The sequence below is a fragment of the Anaerococcus groningensis genome, assembly GCF_046365465.1.
Classification (GTDB): Bacteria; Bacillota; Clostridia; order Tissierellales; family Peptoniphilaceae; genus Anaerococcus; species Anaerococcus groningensis.
The window spans coordinates 63,230-81,320 of the sequence record NZ_JBGMEG010000003.1 but is presented as its reverse complement, the minus strand read 5'-3'; the positions used below and the strand labels follow the sequence as shown (position 1 = coordinate 81,320).

18 protein-coding genes are annotated in these 18,091 nt (G+C 33.0%); all 18 read left to right on the top strand.

From position 1 onward, the window contains the following. Window positions 1-16 precede the first annotated feature (16 nt). The 18 genes from AB9Q04_RS01915 (at window position 17) to AB9Q04_RS01830 (ending at window position 17,891) form a co-directional block, all read left to right on the top strand. Entirely contained in the window at window positions 17-1,219 is a 1,203-nt protein-coding gene (locus AB9Q04_RS01915; protein ID WP_410023699.1) for an LCP family protein, read from the top strand. Continuing rightward, window positions 1,212-2,231: a type 2 isopentenyl-diphosphate Delta-isomerase gene (gene fni / locus AB9Q04_RS01910; RefSeq protein ID WP_410023698.1), complete on the top strand. Its 1,020-nt coding sequence runs from the start codon at window positions 1,212-1,214 to the stop codon at window positions 2,229-2,231. Before AB9Q04_RS01915 ends, fni begins: the two co-directional genes overlap by 8 nt. Before the next feature lie 86 nt (window positions 2,232-2,317). Further along, on the top strand, window positions 2,318-2,953 hold the full coding sequence (locus AB9Q04_RS01905; protein ID WP_410023697.1) for an NfeD family protein: 636 nt from the start codon (window positions 2,318-2,320) through the stop codon (window positions 2,951-2,953). After that, on the top strand, window positions 2,941-3,885 hold the full coding sequence (floA, locus tag AB9Q04_RS01900) for a flotillin-like protein FloA (protein WP_410023696.1): 945 nt from the start codon (window positions 2,941-2,943) through the stop codon (window positions 3,883-3,885). Before AB9Q04_RS01905 ends, floA begins: the two co-directional genes overlap by 13 nt. Continuing rightward, window positions 3,875-4,426 carry a hypothetical protein gene (locus tag AB9Q04_RS01895; protein ID WP_410023695.1) on the top strand — a complete coding sequence of 184 codons (552 nt, stop codon included), beginning with the start codon at window positions 3,875-3,877 and terminating at the stop codon, window positions 4,424-4,426. The genes floA and AB9Q04_RS01895 overlap by 11 nt, the downstream gene beginning before the upstream one ends. An 88-nt stretch (window positions 4,427-4,514) precedes the next feature. Next, window positions 4,515-5,465, top strand: a complete 951-nt coding sequence (locus AB9Q04_RS01890) for a PhoH family protein (protein ID WP_410023694.1) — start codon at window positions 4,515-4,517, stop codon at window positions 5,463-5,465. A 9-nt stretch (window positions 5,466-5,474) separates the two neighbouring features. Continuing rightward, on the top strand, window positions 5,475-5,924 hold the full coding sequence (gene ybeY / locus AB9Q04_RS01885) for an rRNA maturation RNase YbeY (protein ID WP_410023693.1): 450 nt from the start codon (window positions 5,475-5,477) through the stop codon (window positions 5,922-5,924). After that, window positions 5,917-6,762, top strand: a complete 846-nt coding sequence (locus AB9Q04_RS01880) for a diacylglycerol kinase (protein WP_410023692.1) — start codon at window positions 5,917-5,919, stop codon at window positions 6,760-6,762. Before ybeY ends, AB9Q04_RS01880 begins: the two co-directional genes overlap by 8 nt. Then, entirely contained in the window at window positions 6,759-7,157 is a 399-nt protein-coding gene (gene cdd, locus AB9Q04_RS01875) for a cytidine deaminase (protein ID WP_410023691.1), read from the top strand. Before AB9Q04_RS01880 ends, cdd begins: the two co-directional genes overlap by 4 nt. Next, window positions 7,157-8,038, top strand: a complete 882-nt coding sequence (gene era / locus AB9Q04_RS01870) for a GTPase Era (RefSeq protein WP_410023690.1) — start codon at window positions 7,157-7,159, stop codon at window positions 8,036-8,038. The genes cdd and era overlap by 1 nt, the downstream gene beginning before the upstream one ends. Continuing rightward, entirely contained in the window at window positions 8,025-8,792 is a 768-nt protein-coding gene (recO, locus tag AB9Q04_RS01865) for a DNA repair protein RecO (RefSeq protein ID WP_394010586.1), read from the top strand. The genes era and recO overlap by 14 nt, the downstream gene beginning before the upstream one ends. A gap of 1 nt (window position 8,793) precedes the next feature. After that, window positions 8,794-9,675, top strand: a complete 882-nt coding sequence (gene glyQ / locus AB9Q04_RS01860) for a glycine--tRNA ligase subunit alpha (protein ID WP_410023689.1) — start codon at window positions 8,794-8,796, stop codon at window positions 9,673-9,675. Next, window positions 9,665-11,731 carry a glycine--tRNA ligase subunit beta gene (glyS, locus tag AB9Q04_RS01855; protein ID WP_410023688.1) on the top strand — a complete coding sequence of 689 codons (2,067 nt, stop codon included), beginning with the start codon at window positions 9,665-9,667 and terminating at the stop codon, window positions 11,729-11,731. Before glyQ ends, glyS begins: the two co-directional genes overlap by 11 nt. Window positions 11,732-11,740: 9 nt before the next feature. After that, window positions 11,741-12,559 carry a pyruvate, water dikinase regulatory protein gene (locus AB9Q04_RS01850; RefSeq protein ID WP_410023687.1) on the top strand — a complete coding sequence of 273 codons (819 nt, stop codon included), beginning with the start codon at window positions 11,741-11,743 and terminating at the stop codon, window positions 12,557-12,559. A gap of 11 nt (window positions 12,560-12,570) precedes the next feature. Beyond that, entirely contained in the window at window positions 12,571-14,103 is a 1,533-nt protein-coding gene (gene guaA, locus AB9Q04_RS01845) for a glutamine-hydrolyzing GMP synthase (RefSeq protein WP_410023918.1), read from the top strand. Between the two features lie 559 nt (window positions 14,104-14,662). Then, the gene (locus AB9Q04_RS01840; protein ID WP_410023686.1) at window positions 14,663-16,393 is read left to right on the top strand and encodes an ATP-dependent nuclease; all 1,731 of its coding nucleotides are present in this window, start codon (window positions 14,663-14,665) and stop codon (window positions 16,391-16,393) included. An 11-nt stretch (window positions 16,394-16,404) separates the two neighbouring features. Further along, on the top strand, window positions 16,405-17,283 hold the full coding sequence (locus tag AB9Q04_RS01835; protein ID WP_410023685.1) for a DNA adenine methylase: 879 nt from the start codon (window positions 16,405-16,407) through the stop codon (window positions 17,281-17,283). A 224-nt stretch (window positions 17,284-17,507) separates the two neighbouring features. Next, complete coding sequence (locus tag AB9Q04_RS01830) at window positions 17,508-17,891, top strand: hypothetical protein (RefSeq protein WP_410023684.1); 384 nt, start codon at window positions 17,508-17,510, stop codon at window positions 17,889-17,891. Window positions 17,892-18,091 lie beyond the last annotated feature (200 nt).

Below are 18,091 nucleotides of genomic sequence, written 5' to 3'. Positions count from 1 at the left end.
TAGGAGAATAGAATTAATGAAAGCAAAAAGATTTTTTATAAGTTTATTGGTTATAATCGTAGGATTTTTTGGAACAAAATTTATCCTAGATAGATTAAATGCCAATCAAGCAGACTTAGCCTACAAAGACATACCAAATTATAATGATAATGCAGTAAAAACAGCAGACGGAGAGTATCTTATCCTCTTAGTTGGAGTAGACAAAAATGGGGATGATGATGATAACACCGACTTTACTCGTACAGATACTATCATGCTTTTAAAGGCGGATACCAAAACTGGGAAAATGGATTTGATGAGTATTCCGCGTGATAGCCGTATAAAAATCCGTGATAAGTTTGATAAGGTAAACCATGCCCATGCCTTTGGCGGCATAGAGCTTACTATGCAAACTTTAAGAAGCTTTCTAGGACTAGATATAGATTATTATGTGCAAATAAATTACCAAGCTCTAATAAATATTGTAGATGCCCTAGGAGGAGTAGATTACGATGTACCAGAAGGCATTACTATTGATAAAGGTAAAGTTCAAATAAAACCAGGTCCAAACCACTTAGATGGAAATGAAGTAATGTGGTACTTACGAACAAGAAATATTTATAATAACGGTGATATAGGTAGGGTAAATACCCAACAAGGTTTCGTAAAGGCTATGGTAGATGAAATGGTTAAAAAATCAAAAAATATGAATTTGATGACTTTTATTACCAACTACCTCAAATATGTAAAAACTAACCTACCAATGACAGCTATTATGGATTTAGCAGGAAATATAAATAATTTTTCATCAGATAAGATGGATACACACATAGTTCCGGGTATGGAGCAAACTATAGATGGAACAAGCTATTATATTCCTGATTATGAAAAAACTTGGCAAATAGTGTATGAGGTTTTCCCAAACTTTAAGTTAGAAAATTGGAAAAAAGAAGATTCTGGCTACATGGAATACGACCATATAGAAGAAATAAAGGATGAATCATCCGACAGAGGTATTGAAGATGAGAAAAAAGAGGAAGAAGAGCAAAAACAAGAAGCCCCTCTACCTCAAACAAAAACAATTGAGCAAAATCAAGAAAAAGTAAATCCGAATCAAAATATAAATTACAAGCAAGAACCAAAACCAGAACCTATTAAAGATCCCGATATGAACCACAGCCAAGACATGCTAGATGAATCATTAAAAGAAGAAGCTGATGAGGAGAAAGCTGATGAATAGTCAACGACGCGAAAGAAAAGACGCCCATATAGAAAATTATTTAAGGAGTAAATCAAAAGAATCTACTCTGCTAGATAATGTTTATATCGAGCATAACGCCATATCTGATGTTTCCCTTGATGAGATTGATACAAGTATTGACTTTATGGGCAAAAAAATTGCCATGCCTCTTATGGTAGATGCAATGACAGGTGGCGGTAGCTCATCTGTTTCTATAAATGAAGATTTATCTTCCATTTGTGAAACTTTAAATATACCTATGGCAGTAGGCAGCGAATCCATTGCTATAGCTGATGAAGAATCCCGCGAGTCCTTTGAACTTGTAAAATACAAAGAAGATTTATTTAGGGTTGGAAACTTAGGTTTTGAACGCGACTTTGATGATTTTGTATTTGCAAGAGATTTGATAGAAGCTCATGCCATGCAAGTTCACTTAAACCTTGCCCAAGAGCTAGTAATGAAAGAGGGAGATAATTCTTATCATTCATCTCTAAGTTTAATAACTAGACTTGTAAAAGAATTTCCTTATCCAATTATTGTAAAAGAAACTGGATCGGGTATTTCAAAAGCAGTTGCCAAAAAACTAGTGGATGCTGGTGTAAAGTACATCGACGTTGCAGGTAAAGGTGGGACAAACTTTATAGAAATAGAAGATTTAAGAGATTTTGAAGTGGATTACTCAGACCTCTATGATTGGGGAATACCAACGGCAAAATCAATAATTGATGTTAGAAGTGTATCACATGATACATTTATTATAGCTTCTGGTGGGATCAAAACTGCCATGGATGTTGTAAAATCAATTATAATTGGAGCTGATATGGCAGCTATGTCTGGGGAAGTCTTAAATTACCTATTACATGGAGGCTATGATGCCTGTGAAAGTTTCCTTAAAGAAATAAATCTAAAAATTAAAATAATTATGGCCCTCCTAGGAGTAAGAACTATTGATCAGCTTAAAGAAGTTGATTATAAGCTAGTAGGAGAGCTAAAAGAACTTATAGAAGGCTAGGATTTCCTAGTCTTTTTTTGTCCAAAATATTGCATTTTTAAATAATTTATTAGATAATTGAGGTGAGAAAAAGAAAGGCGGAAATTATGCTTGCAAATGATTTGATAATTGCCTTAAGCTTTGTCTTGGCAGTTATATCTGTAATATCAATATTGTTTACAGATAAAAAGGTTTTCTTTGGCATATTATCGCTGCTACTGTTTGGATTTTTTTACTACCAAAATTCCATTTACAATGTGGCTGATAATATGACAATTATAACCTTTGTGATGGGAATTACCCTCCTAGCCTTAGAAATATTTATTCCAAGCTTTGGGGTAATAGGTGTAGCCGGAATAATTCTTACGATATATTCGGTAATGGATAGTTTTGCTGATAGTCAAATGGGTATTATAATCTTAATTGTTAGCGCTTTAGCTATAGTTCTTACAGTAACTATATATGTAAAACTAGGCTTTGATAGAAATCTTTTTGACAGATTTATATTAAAAAATACCAATTCAGCAACTAGAGGCTACAATAGCAAAAGTGATCACAGCAATCTACTTGGTAAAAGTGGTTTTACTAAATCTATTTTAAGACCAACAGGTAGAATTGAAGTAGACGGTATTGGCTATGATGCAAAATCAGAAAGTGACTTTATAGGTAAAGACAAAGAAGTAGAAGTAGTTGCCATAAAAGATGGCCACATAATAGTAAAGGAGAAAATATGGAATTCTTAGCACCAGCAATAATTATAATTGTACTTATAGTATTTTTCACTATGGTACCAATAGGACTTTGGATAACAGCAAGGTTTTCTGGAGTAAATATTTCAATGGCATCATTAGTTGCCATGCGTTTTAGAAGACTAAATCCAAATGTAATTGTAAATGCACTAATAAAGTCTCATCAAGCAGGTATTCCAATTAGAACAGAAGACTTAGAAAGTCACTACCTAGCTGGAGGAAATATCAACCAAGTAGTTGATGCCCTAATTGCAGCAGAAAGAGCAAATATTGACCTGCCTTTTGAACAAGCAGCGGCAATTGACCTAGCTGGTCGTAACGTTTTTGAAGCTGTCCAAGTTTCAGTAACACCAAAAGTAATTAATACACCAGTAATAGCTGCAGTTGCAAAAAATGGTATCGAAGTAAAAGTAATTGCAAAAGTAACAGTAAGAGCAAACATAGATAGATTAGTTGGAGGGGCAGGAGAAGAAACAATCATAGCCCGTGTTGGTGAAGGTATTGTAACTACAGTAGGTTCAGCAGCATCCCACGCTCAAGTTTTAGAAAATCCAGACAATATTTCTCAAACAGTTTTACTAAAAGGATTAGACTCTGGAACTGCTTATGAAATTTTATCAATTGATATTGCAGATGTGGATGTTGGTAGAAATGTAGGAGCAGAGCTACAACGTGATCAAGCAGAAGCTGATAAAAATATTGCCCAAGCAAAAGCTGAAGAACGCCGTGCTCAAGCGATTGCCCTAGAACAAGAAAACAAGGCAAAAGTAGTAGAAGCAGAAGCAAGAATCCCAGAAGCCATTGCAGATGCCTTTGAAAGTGGCAACCTAGGAATCATGGACTATTACAATATGAAAAATATCAACGCAGATACAAAAATGCGCGAAAGCCTATCAGATGTAGATGCGGGTGATTATGATGTTTAGAAATAAGAAAAATAACCAAGAATCAAAATACAAGTCATTTGAAGACTGGGCTAATGATACTCTTAAAAAGTTAGAGGAAATGGAAGATGGAAAACAGGAAGAAAATAAAAAAACTACCTATGAGAGTAAAAAAAAGCCAACAGTATTTAGAAAAATTTCTGACAACAAAGATGTAGATGAAAAATTTCCTAGACCAGAAAATAAAAAGCAAAGCCAAATGGATAAAAGATCCCATGAGGGCAAGGTAAATTCAAGAGGAAGTATTAAGGGAAATCCTGCCATGGGCAGGGAAGGTGACCCTATAAACCCTGACCTTAGGAGAAGGCTTGAAGAAAAAAAGAGAAGAGAGCTTAGAGAGTCTAGAATTAAAAAAGAATACAAAAGAGATGCTCATTATAAGAGAAAAAATGAAAGAGATGAAGAAAAACATGCCAAAGTTGCCTCTTATAAATCTACACTAAAAAATAAAGAAAGCTTTAGAAAAGCTATTATTATGTCAGAAATCCAAGCCCCTCCTTTGGCTAAAAGAAAAAAATTCTAAAAAAGGTATAATAAATAAACAAAAAACAATCGGAGGGATTGATATTAATAGAATTATACAAATTGAAAATCCAAATAATGTAAGAGTTTTGTTTGGAAATTTTGACAAGAACAGAAAATATATAGAAGAACGTTTTAATACAAAAATTAAACTTAAGGAAGAAAGTCTAGAAGTAAGTGGTGAAGGTATCAATACCGAGTTTACCAAAGAACTTTTAATAGAGCTTTTAAATGAAGTTGATAAAAACGGCAACCTTGAGTTTCAAAAGATAAAATATTATGCAGATATGCTAGAGCGTGAAAATAAAGATGTAATAAAACAAGCCCTAGATGATGCCGTTATCACAACTGCAACTGGTAAACCAATCAAACCAAAAACCCTAGGCCAACAAGCCTACATCGAAAAAATAAAAAATAATGATGTGGTTTTTGGTATTGGTCCAGCAGGTACTGGTAAAACTTATCTGGCAGTTGCTATGGCAGTTAGAGCCTTTAAACAAGGTGAGGTAAATAGGATAATCCTAACTCGTCCAGCAGTTGAAGCAGGTGAGAGCCTAGGATTTTTACCAGGAGACTTACAAGATAAGGTAGATCCATATTTACGTCCACTTTATGACGGACTTTTTGAAATATTAGGTTTTGAAACCTACCAAGGATTAGTAGAAAAAGGCATGATTGAAGTAGCTCCTTTAGCTTACATGAGAGGTCGTACTTTAGACAATGCTTTTGTAATCCTAGATGAAGCACAAAATACAACTAGTGAGCAGATGAAAATGTTCCTAACCCGTTTAGGTTATGGATCAAAGGCCATTATTACGGGGGATAAAACCCAAGTAGACCTACCACGAGGTAAAAACAGTGGACTAAGAACTGCTGAACGTATTTTAAAAAATGTAAACGGCATAGAATTTCAAAACTTCTCATCAATAGATGTGGTAAGACACCCACTTGTTCAAAGAATTATAGATGCTTATGACAAGGAAGATGCCAAAAGAGAAGAAGAAAGAAAATTAAAAGAAGCAGAAACTAAAGAAAACTAAGGAAATTATATGAATCTCATAATAGCAAATCAAACAGACCAAAAGATTGATATGGATGAAAAGTTAGAAAGTGTTGTAAAAACAGTCCTAGAAACAGAAGGACTGCCTTTAGATTACGAAGTTTCCATTACTTTTGTAGATAAGGATGAGATTCATAAGCTTAATAAAGAATTTAGGAATGTAGATAGGTCAACTGATGTCCTATCTTTTCCTATGGATGAGGACTTTTCTATAGAAGGTGTGGATACTATGCTTGGTGATATTGTAATATGCATGGATGTAGCAAGAGATCAAGCCAAAGATTTTGGTCATTCTCTAGATCGTGAAATTATGTATCTTACCGCCCATTCTATGCTTCATTTACTAGGTTATGACCACATGGAAGAAGATGAAAAATCGGAAATGCGAGCAAGAGAAAAAGAAGTTATGAAAGTCCTTGGAGTCTTTAAAAATGACTGACAAAACAGAAAGAGAAGTCCTAAAAGAAGAGATAAAAAAAGAAGTTTTAGAAGAGTGGAAAAGAGAAGAAGAGCGTAAGGAAGCTGCCCAGCAGAAATTAAATGACAGAAACTTTGAAAAAGAAGAGTTATCTCATGGGCAAAAATTTCTAAAAGGCTTTGACTACGCCTATGAGGGCCTAGTTTGGGCGATAAACCATGAAAAAAATATGAAATTTCATTTACTTGCTCTAGCCATTCTTTTAATAGCCTCTCTATTTTTTAATCTATCAAGAGTTGAGATGATTAGCCTAGTATTTGCAGTTTGTTTTGTACTGGGCTTTGAACTTTTAAACACATCCTTAGAGCAAGCAGTAAACTTAGCAAGTGGGGGTAAGTATTCTCCTTTTGCAAAAGCAAGTAAGGATTTGGCTGCAGCTGCAGTTTTTATATCAGCCCTTAATGCGCTTTTTGTAGCATATTTGATATTTTTTGATAAATTTATCGATTTTTATAATTCGGTTTTTGTAAGAATAACTAAGCAACCATCTCACCTTGCAGTCATCACCCTTTCATTGGTAATTGTAGTTACAATATTTTTAAAGGGTGTATTTTATCAAGGTCACGGAACAGCCTTTAAAGGTGGATTTGTAAGTGGCCACACTTCACTGGCATTTTGTTTGGCAACTATAGGTATTATGCAAAGCCAAGAGGTTTTGGTAAAATTATTATTTTTACTGTTAGCTTTAATAATAGCAGAAAGTAGGTATGAGGCAGACATCCACTCCATACCAGAAATAATTAGAGGAGCCATCCTTGGTACATCCATGGCTATGGCCATATTTGGGATATTTTCATGAAAGAAATAGAAAATTTAATTGAAATAGCAATAGAAAATAAGAAAAACTCTTACTCACCTTATTCAAACTTTAAGGTATCCTGTGCTGTAAAAACTAAAACAGGAGCTATTTATAAGGGAGTAAATATAGAAAATGCAGCCTATTCTCCTTGCCTATGTGCAGAAAGATCAGCTATGAGTACTGCAATTAGCGAGGGAGAAAAGGACTTTGTCTATATTGTAATAACAGGAGATAGCCAGGATACATTCCCTTGTGGAGTATGTAGGCAGTTTATAAAAGAATTTGCTGATGATGAAACTAAAATTGTGATAGCAAATAGCGTAAATGACTACAAGATATTTACCATTGATGATCTTTTGCCTCACAGTTTTTCAAGTAAGGATTTAGAAAATTAATGAAATCAGGATTTATATCAGTTGTTGGTAGGGCCAATGTTGGTAAATCTACTTTGATGGAGAAGATTTTAAGAGAGAAGATTTCTATCATTTCCAACAAGCCTCAAACAACTAGAGACAAGATACAAATAATATATAACGACGAAGATAGCCAGATTATATTTATCGACACACCGGGTATCCAAACTCCTCAAAATAAGCTGCAAGAAAAACTTTTCGAGTTTAGTGAAGAGTCGTTAAAAGAATCTGACATAGTAACCTTTATAGTGGACAATTCTCTAGAAATAGGCAGGTTAGATAACGAAATTATTGAAATGCTAAAGGGCATCCACGTTCCAAAAATTTTATTAATCAACAAAACAGATTTACTAAGTGAAGGCGAATTTGACCAAATCAGAGAAAAATACGAGTCCATGGATATGTTTGAGCATATCATAGGCATCTCAGCTCTAGAAGATAAGAACATAGATAAGTACCTAAAGACCATAAAAGAAATGCTAGATGAAGGCCCAGCTTATTATGATAGGGATATGATCACCGATAAGTCAGAAAGATTTATCGTTTCTGAAATCATCCGTGAAAAGGCCTTAAATAATCTTAGCCAAGAAGTGCCACACGGGATTGCAGTTCGTATAGATAACTTTAAGCAAAGAGAAAATAAAAATCTAATCGATATCGATGCTACTATCATAGTTGAGAAAAATTCTCACAAGGAAATTGTAATCGGTAAGGGCGGGTCTATGGTCAAACAAATTGGTATCGAAGCCCGCAAAGAAATCGAAACATTTCTGGATAGTAAGGTCAACTTAAAACTTTGGGTCAAAGTCGAAAAAGACTGGCGCAAAAAAGAAAAATTGGTGGATAGGTTTGGCTACAAATGATCTTTCTGATATAACAGGCTTTGTCCTAAGGGAATTTGCCTACAAAGAAACTAGTAAAATTATAGAAGTTTTTAGCAAAGATTTAGGCAGAATTTCGATAATAGCCAAGGGGGCTCTAGGGAAGAAAAGCAAAACCATGGGAGTTACCCAAAGATTTGTAAAAGCTTCTTACAGCCTTTATAAGTCTGGTAAGGAATTCTATGGGATAAAAGAAGCAAGCCTTATAAAATCATATAGCAAGTCAAATAAAAATTTTGATGTTATTCTTTATAAGTCAGCTATCGCGGATTTGCTTCTAAGAACTCTTGACCAAATTCAAATAGAAACAGTCTACAAATTAGTAGACAATACTTTTGAAGCCTTTGAAACTGCAAGTAGCAATCAAATAAACATTTTTTTGGCATTTTTATTAAAATATATTTCATTTTCAGGTTTTAAACCAAATTTGAGCACTTGCGGTATTTGCGGTAAAAAAGTAAAGAGTAATGAAGTTTTCTTCTCAAATAGCCAGGCTTCCTTGCTTTGTGATGAGGACAAAAACTTGGTACGTGATAGGATATTTTTGACAAAAGAAGAATTTGCTTACTTTAAGGCCCTTTTATATACCAAATCAGAAGATTTAGAAAATCTAAGACCACCAGAAAATTATAATAAAATTACAAGATTAATTATAGACTACACCCTAGAAAGGCTAGAGATAAAGAGATTTTCATCCATAGAGTGGGTTTATAAAAACGCTAAGGAAAGGAATTAGTATGTATTTTGAAGATTTAATACTAACTTTAGAAAACTACTGGAGAGAGCAGGGATGTTCTGTAATGTTTTCTTATGATACAGAAAAAGGTGCAGGAACTATGAATCCACACACTTTTTTAAGAGCTTTAGGACCAGAGCCATGGTCAGTGGTGTATGTTGAACCATCAAGACGTCCAGCAGATGGTCGTTATGGAGAAAATCCAAATAGACTTTACCAACACCACCAACTACAAGTTTTACTAAAACCAAGCCCAGATAATATCCAAGATATCTATTTAAAATGTCTAGAAAGAATTGGCATTGACCCAAAAGAGCATGATATTCGTTTTGTAGAAGATAACTGGGAATCACCAACCCTTGGAGCTTGGGGACTTGGTTGGGAAGTATGGTTAGATGGGATGGAAATTACCCAATTTACTTATTTCCAACAAGTAGGTGGTATCAACTGTGAGATTGAAAGTGGAGAAATTACTATTGGTCTTGAAAGAATTTTTATGTATCTCCAAGATGTAGACAATGTTTATGATATCAAATGGTCAGAAAATCTAACCTACGGTGATGTATTTAAACTTGCAGAGTACGAAAATTCCAAATATTCTTTTGAAGATGCTGATAATGAAGTTTTGATGAATTTATTTGATATTTACGAAAAAGAAGCCAATAGACTAATCGAGCTTGACTTAGTTTATCCAGCCTATGACAATGTACTAAAAACAAGCCACACCTTTAACACACTTGATGCCAAGGGAGCTATTTCTGTTTCAGAACGTAGCCATTACATCAAAAGAGTACGTGATGTAAGTTCAAAAGTAGCTGAAAAATATATTGCAAAAAGAGAAGAGCAAGGATTTCCTCTTCTAAGAAAGGATAATGATGAGTAGATACTTATTAGAAATCGGTGTAGAAGAGATACCTTCAGACTATATTGAATCAACTAAAAGACAATTAAAAGAAAAATTTCAAAAATTAATCGATGAAAACAAACTAACAGTAGATGAAATCAGAGTAGAATCAACACCTAGAAGATTTGCGATATTTTTAGAAAATGTAAATGCTAGCCAGTCTGATTCTCTAATTTCTGTAAAAGGACCTAGTGCTGCCATTGCCTATGATGAGGATGGCAATCCAAACAAACCATTATTAGGATTTTTAAGAGGCCAAGGTGCAGAGTTATCTGATGTAGTCATCAAAGATTTTAATGGATCTGATTATGTCTTTGTAGAAAAAAAAGAAGAAAGCAAATCAGTTGCAGAAGTTTTAAAAGAAAATGTATATGATTTAGTAAAATCAATAAACTTTAAAAGATCTATGCGCTGGGGTGGCAAATCTATCCGTTGGGCAAGACCTATTAGATACTTTGTTTCTATTCTAGATGATGAAATCTTAGAATTTGATGCAGAAGGAATCACAGTTTCAAATGTAACTCGCGGTCATAGAACCTTAGGTGAAGATAAAATAGTAATAAATTCAATTGATGATTACGAAAACCTATTAAAAGAAAATTATGTAATCCTACCATACAAAGACCGCCGAGATATCATTATCCGTGGACTAAATAAAATAAACATGGAAAAAGGCGGGGAGTACATGCACGATGAAGACTTACTTGATGAAGTAATAAACATCGTGGAATATCCTACAGTTTTAGCAGGAGATATCGATACAAAATATTTGGAGCTTCCAAAAGAAGTTATCATCACTCCTATGAAAGACCACCAAAGATATTTCCCAGTTCTAGATGAAAATGGAAATTTATTGCCATATTTCCTTTTAGTGCGCAATGGTGATAGCAACCATGGCGAAAATGTAGTTTTAGGTAACAAAAAAGTTTTAGTAGCAAGACTAGAAGACGCAAAATTCTTCTATGATATAGATACTGCAAAAGACTTAGATGAGTATGTAGAAGACTTAAAAACTCTAACATTCTTTGAAGGTCTGGGATCCATGTATCAAAAAACTCAAAGACTTGTAGATTTAAGCGAAAAATACCAACAAGAATTAAACCTTGGCAAAGATATCAAGGAAGATTTAACACGTGCAGCTTATCTTTCAAAAGCAGACTTAGTTACAAAAATGGTAATTGAGTTTACAGAGCTACAAGGAACTATGGGTAAAATTTATGCCCTAAATTCTGGTGAAAATGAAAGAGTAGCAAATGCTATAGAAGAACAATACATGCCAACTTCAGCAGGAGGCGCTCTTCCAAAAACTATTACAGGTATAGTTTTATCCATTGCTGATAAAATAGACTCCATAGTTGGTTTATATGCTATTGAAAAATACGTAACAGGTAGCCAAGACCCATTTGGTTTACGTCGTCAAGCCCTAGGACTTATTAATATTATTTTAGAAAATAATATCGATGTAGACTTAAGAAATCTAATAAATGACTCACTAATAGTCTATACAGAAGAAAATGGCTTGCCTTTTGACTATGACCAAACTATGGCAAAAACTATAGAATTTATCAAAGATAGATTAAAGAATATGCTAATTGACGAAGGCTTTAGATATGATATTGTAAACTCTGTAATAAATAGCGAGAGTGCAAATATATTTAGAATTCACCAAAGAGTAGCAGCAGTAAGTGAGTTCTTAAAAGAAGATGAAGATTGCTTAAGCTATTTTAATAGGATAAATAATCTTGCAAAAGAAGAAAGCCTTGGAGAGATTAATAGTGATTTATTTGAAAATGACCTTGAAACAAGCTTCTATAACCAAATAGCAAGTATAGAAGATAGGGCTTTCCAATCTAGTGAAGACTATAAACAAGAGTTAAAAAATGTAGCCGATACTGCCAGCGTGGGTAACGAATATTTAGACAATACAATGATAAATGTAGAAGATCAGGCAGTTAAAAATAATAGGCTAGCAATGCTAAATGAGCTTGCTCAAAGAATTAAAAAAGTCTTTGATGTAAGTCAAATAGTTAAATAAGGGACAATTATGGATAATCCATTAACTATTGTCATAGTCAGCGACTCCACTGGAGAAACCGCCCAGACTTATTTAAAATCAGTTACAACCCAGTTTCCAGACTTAGAAACAAAGATAATAAGAAGACCGGATGTAACAACAATAGAAGAAATCGATAAAATTTTTACTGGTATAACAGAATATTCTATAATAGTTCCAACTATGGCTGATAAGGACTTGGCCGATTATATTTGTAATAAAGCAGAAGAAAGAAATATAGAAGTTCTACCAATATTAGAAAAGGGCATAGAAACTTTTGAAAAAGTAACTGGCCAAAAAGCAATTAGAGAAGTTGGCCTTACCCGTGCTCTATCCAAAGACTATTTTTCTATGATAGAGGCTATAGAATTTGCCATCCAATATGATGATGGCAAAGACCCTAGGGGATTTTTAAAATCAGATATAGTTTTGCTTGGAGTAAGTAGAACTAGTAAAACTCCAACAACCATGATTTTAGCTACCAAAAACTATAAGGTAAGCAACTTACCCCTAGTGCCTGAATCAAGATTACCCAAAGAAATTTTTGAGGTAGACTCTGATAGGCTTATAGGACTATTAATTGATCCAGAAAAATTAGTAAATATTAGGGAAGATCGTTCAAAGGAACTAGGACTTATAGGCGAATCTGTATACTCTAGAGAAAATCGCATACAAGCAGAATTAGAATATGCCAAAGAAGTCTATAAAGACCTCGATTGCAAAGTCATAGATGTTACAAACAATACTATAGAACAAACAGCTACACAGATAGTAGAATACTACAAATCCAAATTTGGAGAGGAAAATTAAAGGGACAGATGATGAGTTTAAACAAAATTATTGTACTAAATTTTGGCGGACAAACCGATCAACTTATTGTAAGACGTGTGCGTGAACTAGGAGTTTATGCAGAGCTACATCCATGCGATGTTGATATTGATAGCCTAGATTTAGAAGGACTAGCAGGAGTAATCCTAACAGGTGGACCTCAATCAGTAAATGATGAAAATTCTTTAAAAGCAGATAGCAAAATATTTGACCTAGGCGTACCAATTCTAGGAATTTGTTACGGCCTACAATATATTAATAGTTATTATGGAGGAGAGATTGAAACTCCAAAAAATGGAGAGTACGGCAAAACTCCATTATTAGTAGATAATAAAAGCGAGATATTTAAAAACGTACCACAAGAATCCACTATCTGGATGAACCACAGAGATAGGGTAAGCAAACTTGCAGATGGATTTAAGAAAACTGCTTGGACCTTAAACTGTCCAGTAGCAGGTATGGAAAATAAAGAAAAAAATATCTATGCAGTCCAATTTCACCCAGAAGTAGTCCACTCAGACTATGGTAAAGAGATGCTAGCAAGCTTCATCCTAGATATCTGCCATGCAGAAAAAACATGGAAAATGGATGATTTTGCAGAAAAAATCATAGCAGATATAAAAGAAAAATATGCTGGCGAAAAAATGATTTGCGGGCTATCAGGCGGAGTAGACAGCTCTGTAGCAGCAACCATAGTTTCAAAAGCAATAGGCGATGACCTTCAATGTATTTTTGTAGACCATGGACTTCTTCGTAAAAATGAAGCAGATGAAGTAATGCAAACCTACAAAAACCTAGGACTAAATGTCAAAAAAGTAGACGCAAGCGCTGAATTTTTAGAAAAATTAAAGGGTGTAGAAGATCCAGAAACAAAAAGAAAAATCATAGGTAACCACTTTGTAGAAGTATTTGAACGCGAAGCCAAGGAATTTGGTGAAGCAAAATACCTAGTCCAAGGAACAATCTATCCAGACGTAATAGAATCAGGAAAAGATAAGTCAAGTGTAATAAAATCTCACCACAACGTAGGTGGTTTGCCAGAAAATATGCTATTTGAAGGCCTAGTAGAACCATTAAGAGATTTATTTAAAGATGAAGTAAGAGAATTAGGAGAGGCAATAGGCGTACCACACGATATGGTATGGCGCCAACCATTCCCAGGACCAGGACTAGCTATAAGAGTAATCGGTGAAATTACCGAAGAAAGACTAGAAGTAGTTAGAGAAACAGATGCAATCCTAAGAGAAGAAGTAAAAAATCATGGACTAAATGAAGACATCTGGCAATACTTCACAGTATGGACCCCAATCAAAACCGTAGGAGTAAAAGGAGATGCCAGAGTCTACGAAAACGTAATAGCAATCCGCGCAGTAGAATCCACAGACGCCATGACAGTAGAAGCAAGCAACCTACCATACGAACTACTACAAACCCTATCAAGCAGAATGATAAACGAAGTCGCTGGAGTAGGTAGAGTAGTGTATGATATCACTTCTAAGCCACCTGGGACTATTGAGTGGGAGTAAAAGTATAATATGACTAGGTGGGGGAGCGCCATTTTTCAACGATTTAAACAAACATAAAACCACTTAAAACCATATAAACTAATCTTATTCCCTATCAAAATCCTATCAACATAGGAGGTTTAAAAATGGAATACATCACAGAATTTAACATGTTAAAAAATCACATTATAACTAACTACAGACAGCCTAATTGACTGCTAGTTGTTAGAGGGACGGGTCTAACTTTACATGATCCAGAAGTACAACCGTTAAGAGATTTATGGTATGGCAGTGATAATAGTAGTAAACTATCATTAAAAGGTTTAAACAACCTGCATCCCCAAACTAAACTTGATTATATTGAAATCAATAAAAATTAGTTGAATTACTAAATGATTTTGAAAAAGAGTTTGAAGTTTATTATAAAGATACAAAAAACTAGCTATCAGGCAGAACTACACTTATAACAGCGTTGTCTTTACTTGTTAAAATGAGTTCAAGAACTCGTATTAGTAGGGGTGACGCTATATTTTTATAATATGGTTTTCAACTGATTTTAAATCTATGAAAGGATAATAATATGAGGTTTTTGGCTAAGCAAATTTACATAGATAAGTTCAGAATGATTTCAGATTTAGAATTGGACTTGGGTAATAAGATAACAGTTTTCTCGGGTATAAACGGGGTGGGGAAATCCAATATAATGTCTTTAATTGCCATGATGTTTGGAACATCTGGAACTAGAATAGCAAAAGGTAACTTTGTACCTCAATTTGATGAATATTTTATAATTACTGAAGATGAATTTCTAAACCAAGACCAAGCCGAAGATACTAAATATAAGGCATACATAAAAGTGGAAACAGATGAAGGTGGATTTATTCAGAAACGTATTGGTTTAAAAAATGACTCTAGTATTGGTAGAGGAATAAGAGTACTCCCTAGGTCAACTAATTTTTATACCCCAGAAAAGACAGTACGCGAAGTCACTAAGAATATTAAGTCGAAATATGATATTGGAGATTCTAGTAGAATACCAGTCCCAGCGATTTTTATTTCTTTATCTAGGTTATTCCCTATGGGAGAAACTGATATCGAGGAGTCAAATATAACTAATTTTAATAAGCTTGTTACCGACAAAATTATTGACCAATACATATCTTATTACAATAGAGTATTGTCTGGATCCATAAGTGAATCGTATTCAGTACAGAGCAAAATAAAAAAAGATGTAAATAGAAATGGTAGATTATTTGTCGAACTAAAGAACTCAAGTGCAAGAACTCAATCAATTGGTGAAGATAATTTGGGGTCAATTATTTCTGCTTTGACTGATTTCTATTACTTAAAGAAAAAATCATCTAGAGAATATAATGGTGGAATACTTTTTATAGATGAGGTGGATGCTTCACTACATCCTAGTGCTCAAAATGAGTTGTTTAATTTACTAGATGAATTATCAGATGAGTTAAATCTCCAGATATTCTTAACAACTCACTCGATGACAATTCTCGAAAAAATTATTAAGAAACAAAATAAAGATCCACAAGCATACAAATTAAACTATATACTAGATCCAAATATTCCTAGGTTGAAAAAGAATATAGTATCAATTAATGATATAAAAGCTGATTTATACGAAATGAATTCATTTTATGTACCTAAGATAAAAGTATATTGTGAGGATAAGGAAACAAAATTTATATTTGAACAGCTAATAAAAGTAATGAATAAAAGTGATAGTTTTAAATTACCATATTATGAGATATTTAACCTATCTCTTGGACACACCCAATTAGAAGGACTAAGAAAATTTGATGATTACTTTGAGAGAGTGGTTATATTAGTTGATGGTGATGCAAAAGGGAAAGGGAATAAGAATTTACTTATGAATTACATTAATAAAGATGTACAAGGCTTAAATTCAAAAGATCTAGCGGATAATGTGCTATCGCTACCTACATTCTTAGCACCTGAATCATACTACTATTATATATTAAATAGTATAAAAGATGATAGAAAATTTTGGACTAAATTAGATGAATTTAATTTAAATAGTGATTACACTTCAAAAAGAATAATAGATATACTGGATAAAGTAAAAAGTGACGAAGACGGATATATAAGTAATGAAAATATAAAGAAAGTGTTCGATGATCAAACTAAGAGGTATATTAAGGCTTTCATTGAGGATACACAAGTATTTAATTATTTTTATAGTGTTAATATTGTAGAACTCGAAAATTTTAAAGAAAAAACGCTTCAAGTATTTAATATAATAGATACAAGGATGAAAGCAGCTATAACGTAAAGGAGATAACAATGCCAATAACTTATTCACCTTTAAGATATCCTGGTGGGAAAACACAGATGGCTGATTTTGTTTCTAATCTCTTAAATATAAATAACTTAAATGATATGTCGTATGCTGAACCTTTTGCTGGAGGATGTGGTGCTGGCCTTAAATTATTATTTAAAAGTAATGTAAAGGAAATTATTATAAATGATTTGGATGTAGCTATTTATTCTGTATGGTATGCTATTTTATACGATACCGATAGATTTATAAAAGATATTTTAAAGACCCAGATAACTATCGATGAGTGGCGTGAACAGAAGCAAATATACGAAAGTTTACGTGATTCAAAAAATTATAATTATAATCTAGCTTTTGCAACTTTTTATCTGAATAGAACAAATGTTTCGGGAATTATATCTGGTGGACCTATTGGGGGAGTTTCACAAAATGGAAAGTACTTAATAGATTGCAGATTCAATAAGTCTGATTTAATTAAGAAGATTCTAAAGATTGAATCAAATAAAAGCAAGATTAAATTATATAACTTAGAGGCTAATACTTTCATAAATGATGTAATATTAAATTACTCTCCCGATAAGGTATTTATATTTTTTGATCCACCATATTATAATCAAGGAAAAAATCTTTATAAAAATTACTATAAATATGAAGAGCACAATCGTCTTAAAAATCAGATAGATACCTTAAACGAATATCATTGGGTTCTTACTTATGATAATTGTATAGAAATTTCTGAGATGTACGACGAATATAAACAATATCTTTATACTTTAAATTATTCGGCAAACATTAATAGGAAGGAGTCTGAGTTATTTATACCAAGTAAAAAGGTTTCTGTAGAAGATTATAATAAGATAAAATTGAAAAATATTTGCTATTGAATGTACCATTAGAAGCATAAAAGTAAATGTTAAAACGAAAAAATCGAAGATTTTAACAATATCGCCTTAACTTTATCCAAATGTTCTGTATGTTGTAGGTTATCTTATAGTGCCATATTTAGTATGTAATGGATAAATTTTGAATTAAAATAGTCCGTAAGTTTTATTTAGCTAACTTAAACGAAAAAACTTGAATAAAGAACTAATAATTCAGGAGTAGGTTTATGAAAAAGCAATTTAAAATCATTTTATTATTATCATTTGTACTATTTTTATCTTCATGTGCTAATCAAGCTAAAGATGATTTAAGTATTGGTCTAAATGCTGTAATTACTGAAATTGATGAAAAACAAGAAATCTTAACTGTTAAGGATAATCCAGAGGATGGGATTTTTGGCAATCATTCTGTAATAGATGCTAAAGATACACCTGTTATTTATTGTAACTACAAAACTGGAAAAGTGAGTGAGATAGACTTTTCTGACTTAAAAGCTGGGGATGAAATTATTGTAAATATTAGAAACTCTGAGTTAGAAAAGTTAAATGATGATAATTCAGATAAAAATTTAAAGGTAGAACAAATTCAATTATCAACTCAAAGAAAATAAGTATTCTAAGAAAATTATGGTATACTATAACTGAATAAAAAATACGGAGGTAAATGTACATTGATTTTATAAGCAATATGGAAATTTTGATACTATTTTTAGCCTATTAAGGCTAGTTTTAGTATGCCATATTGTGAATAAGATTTTTGCGTTCACGTTAGGAGAGGTCTATTCACTTTTGTGATTAGGCCTTTTTTTTA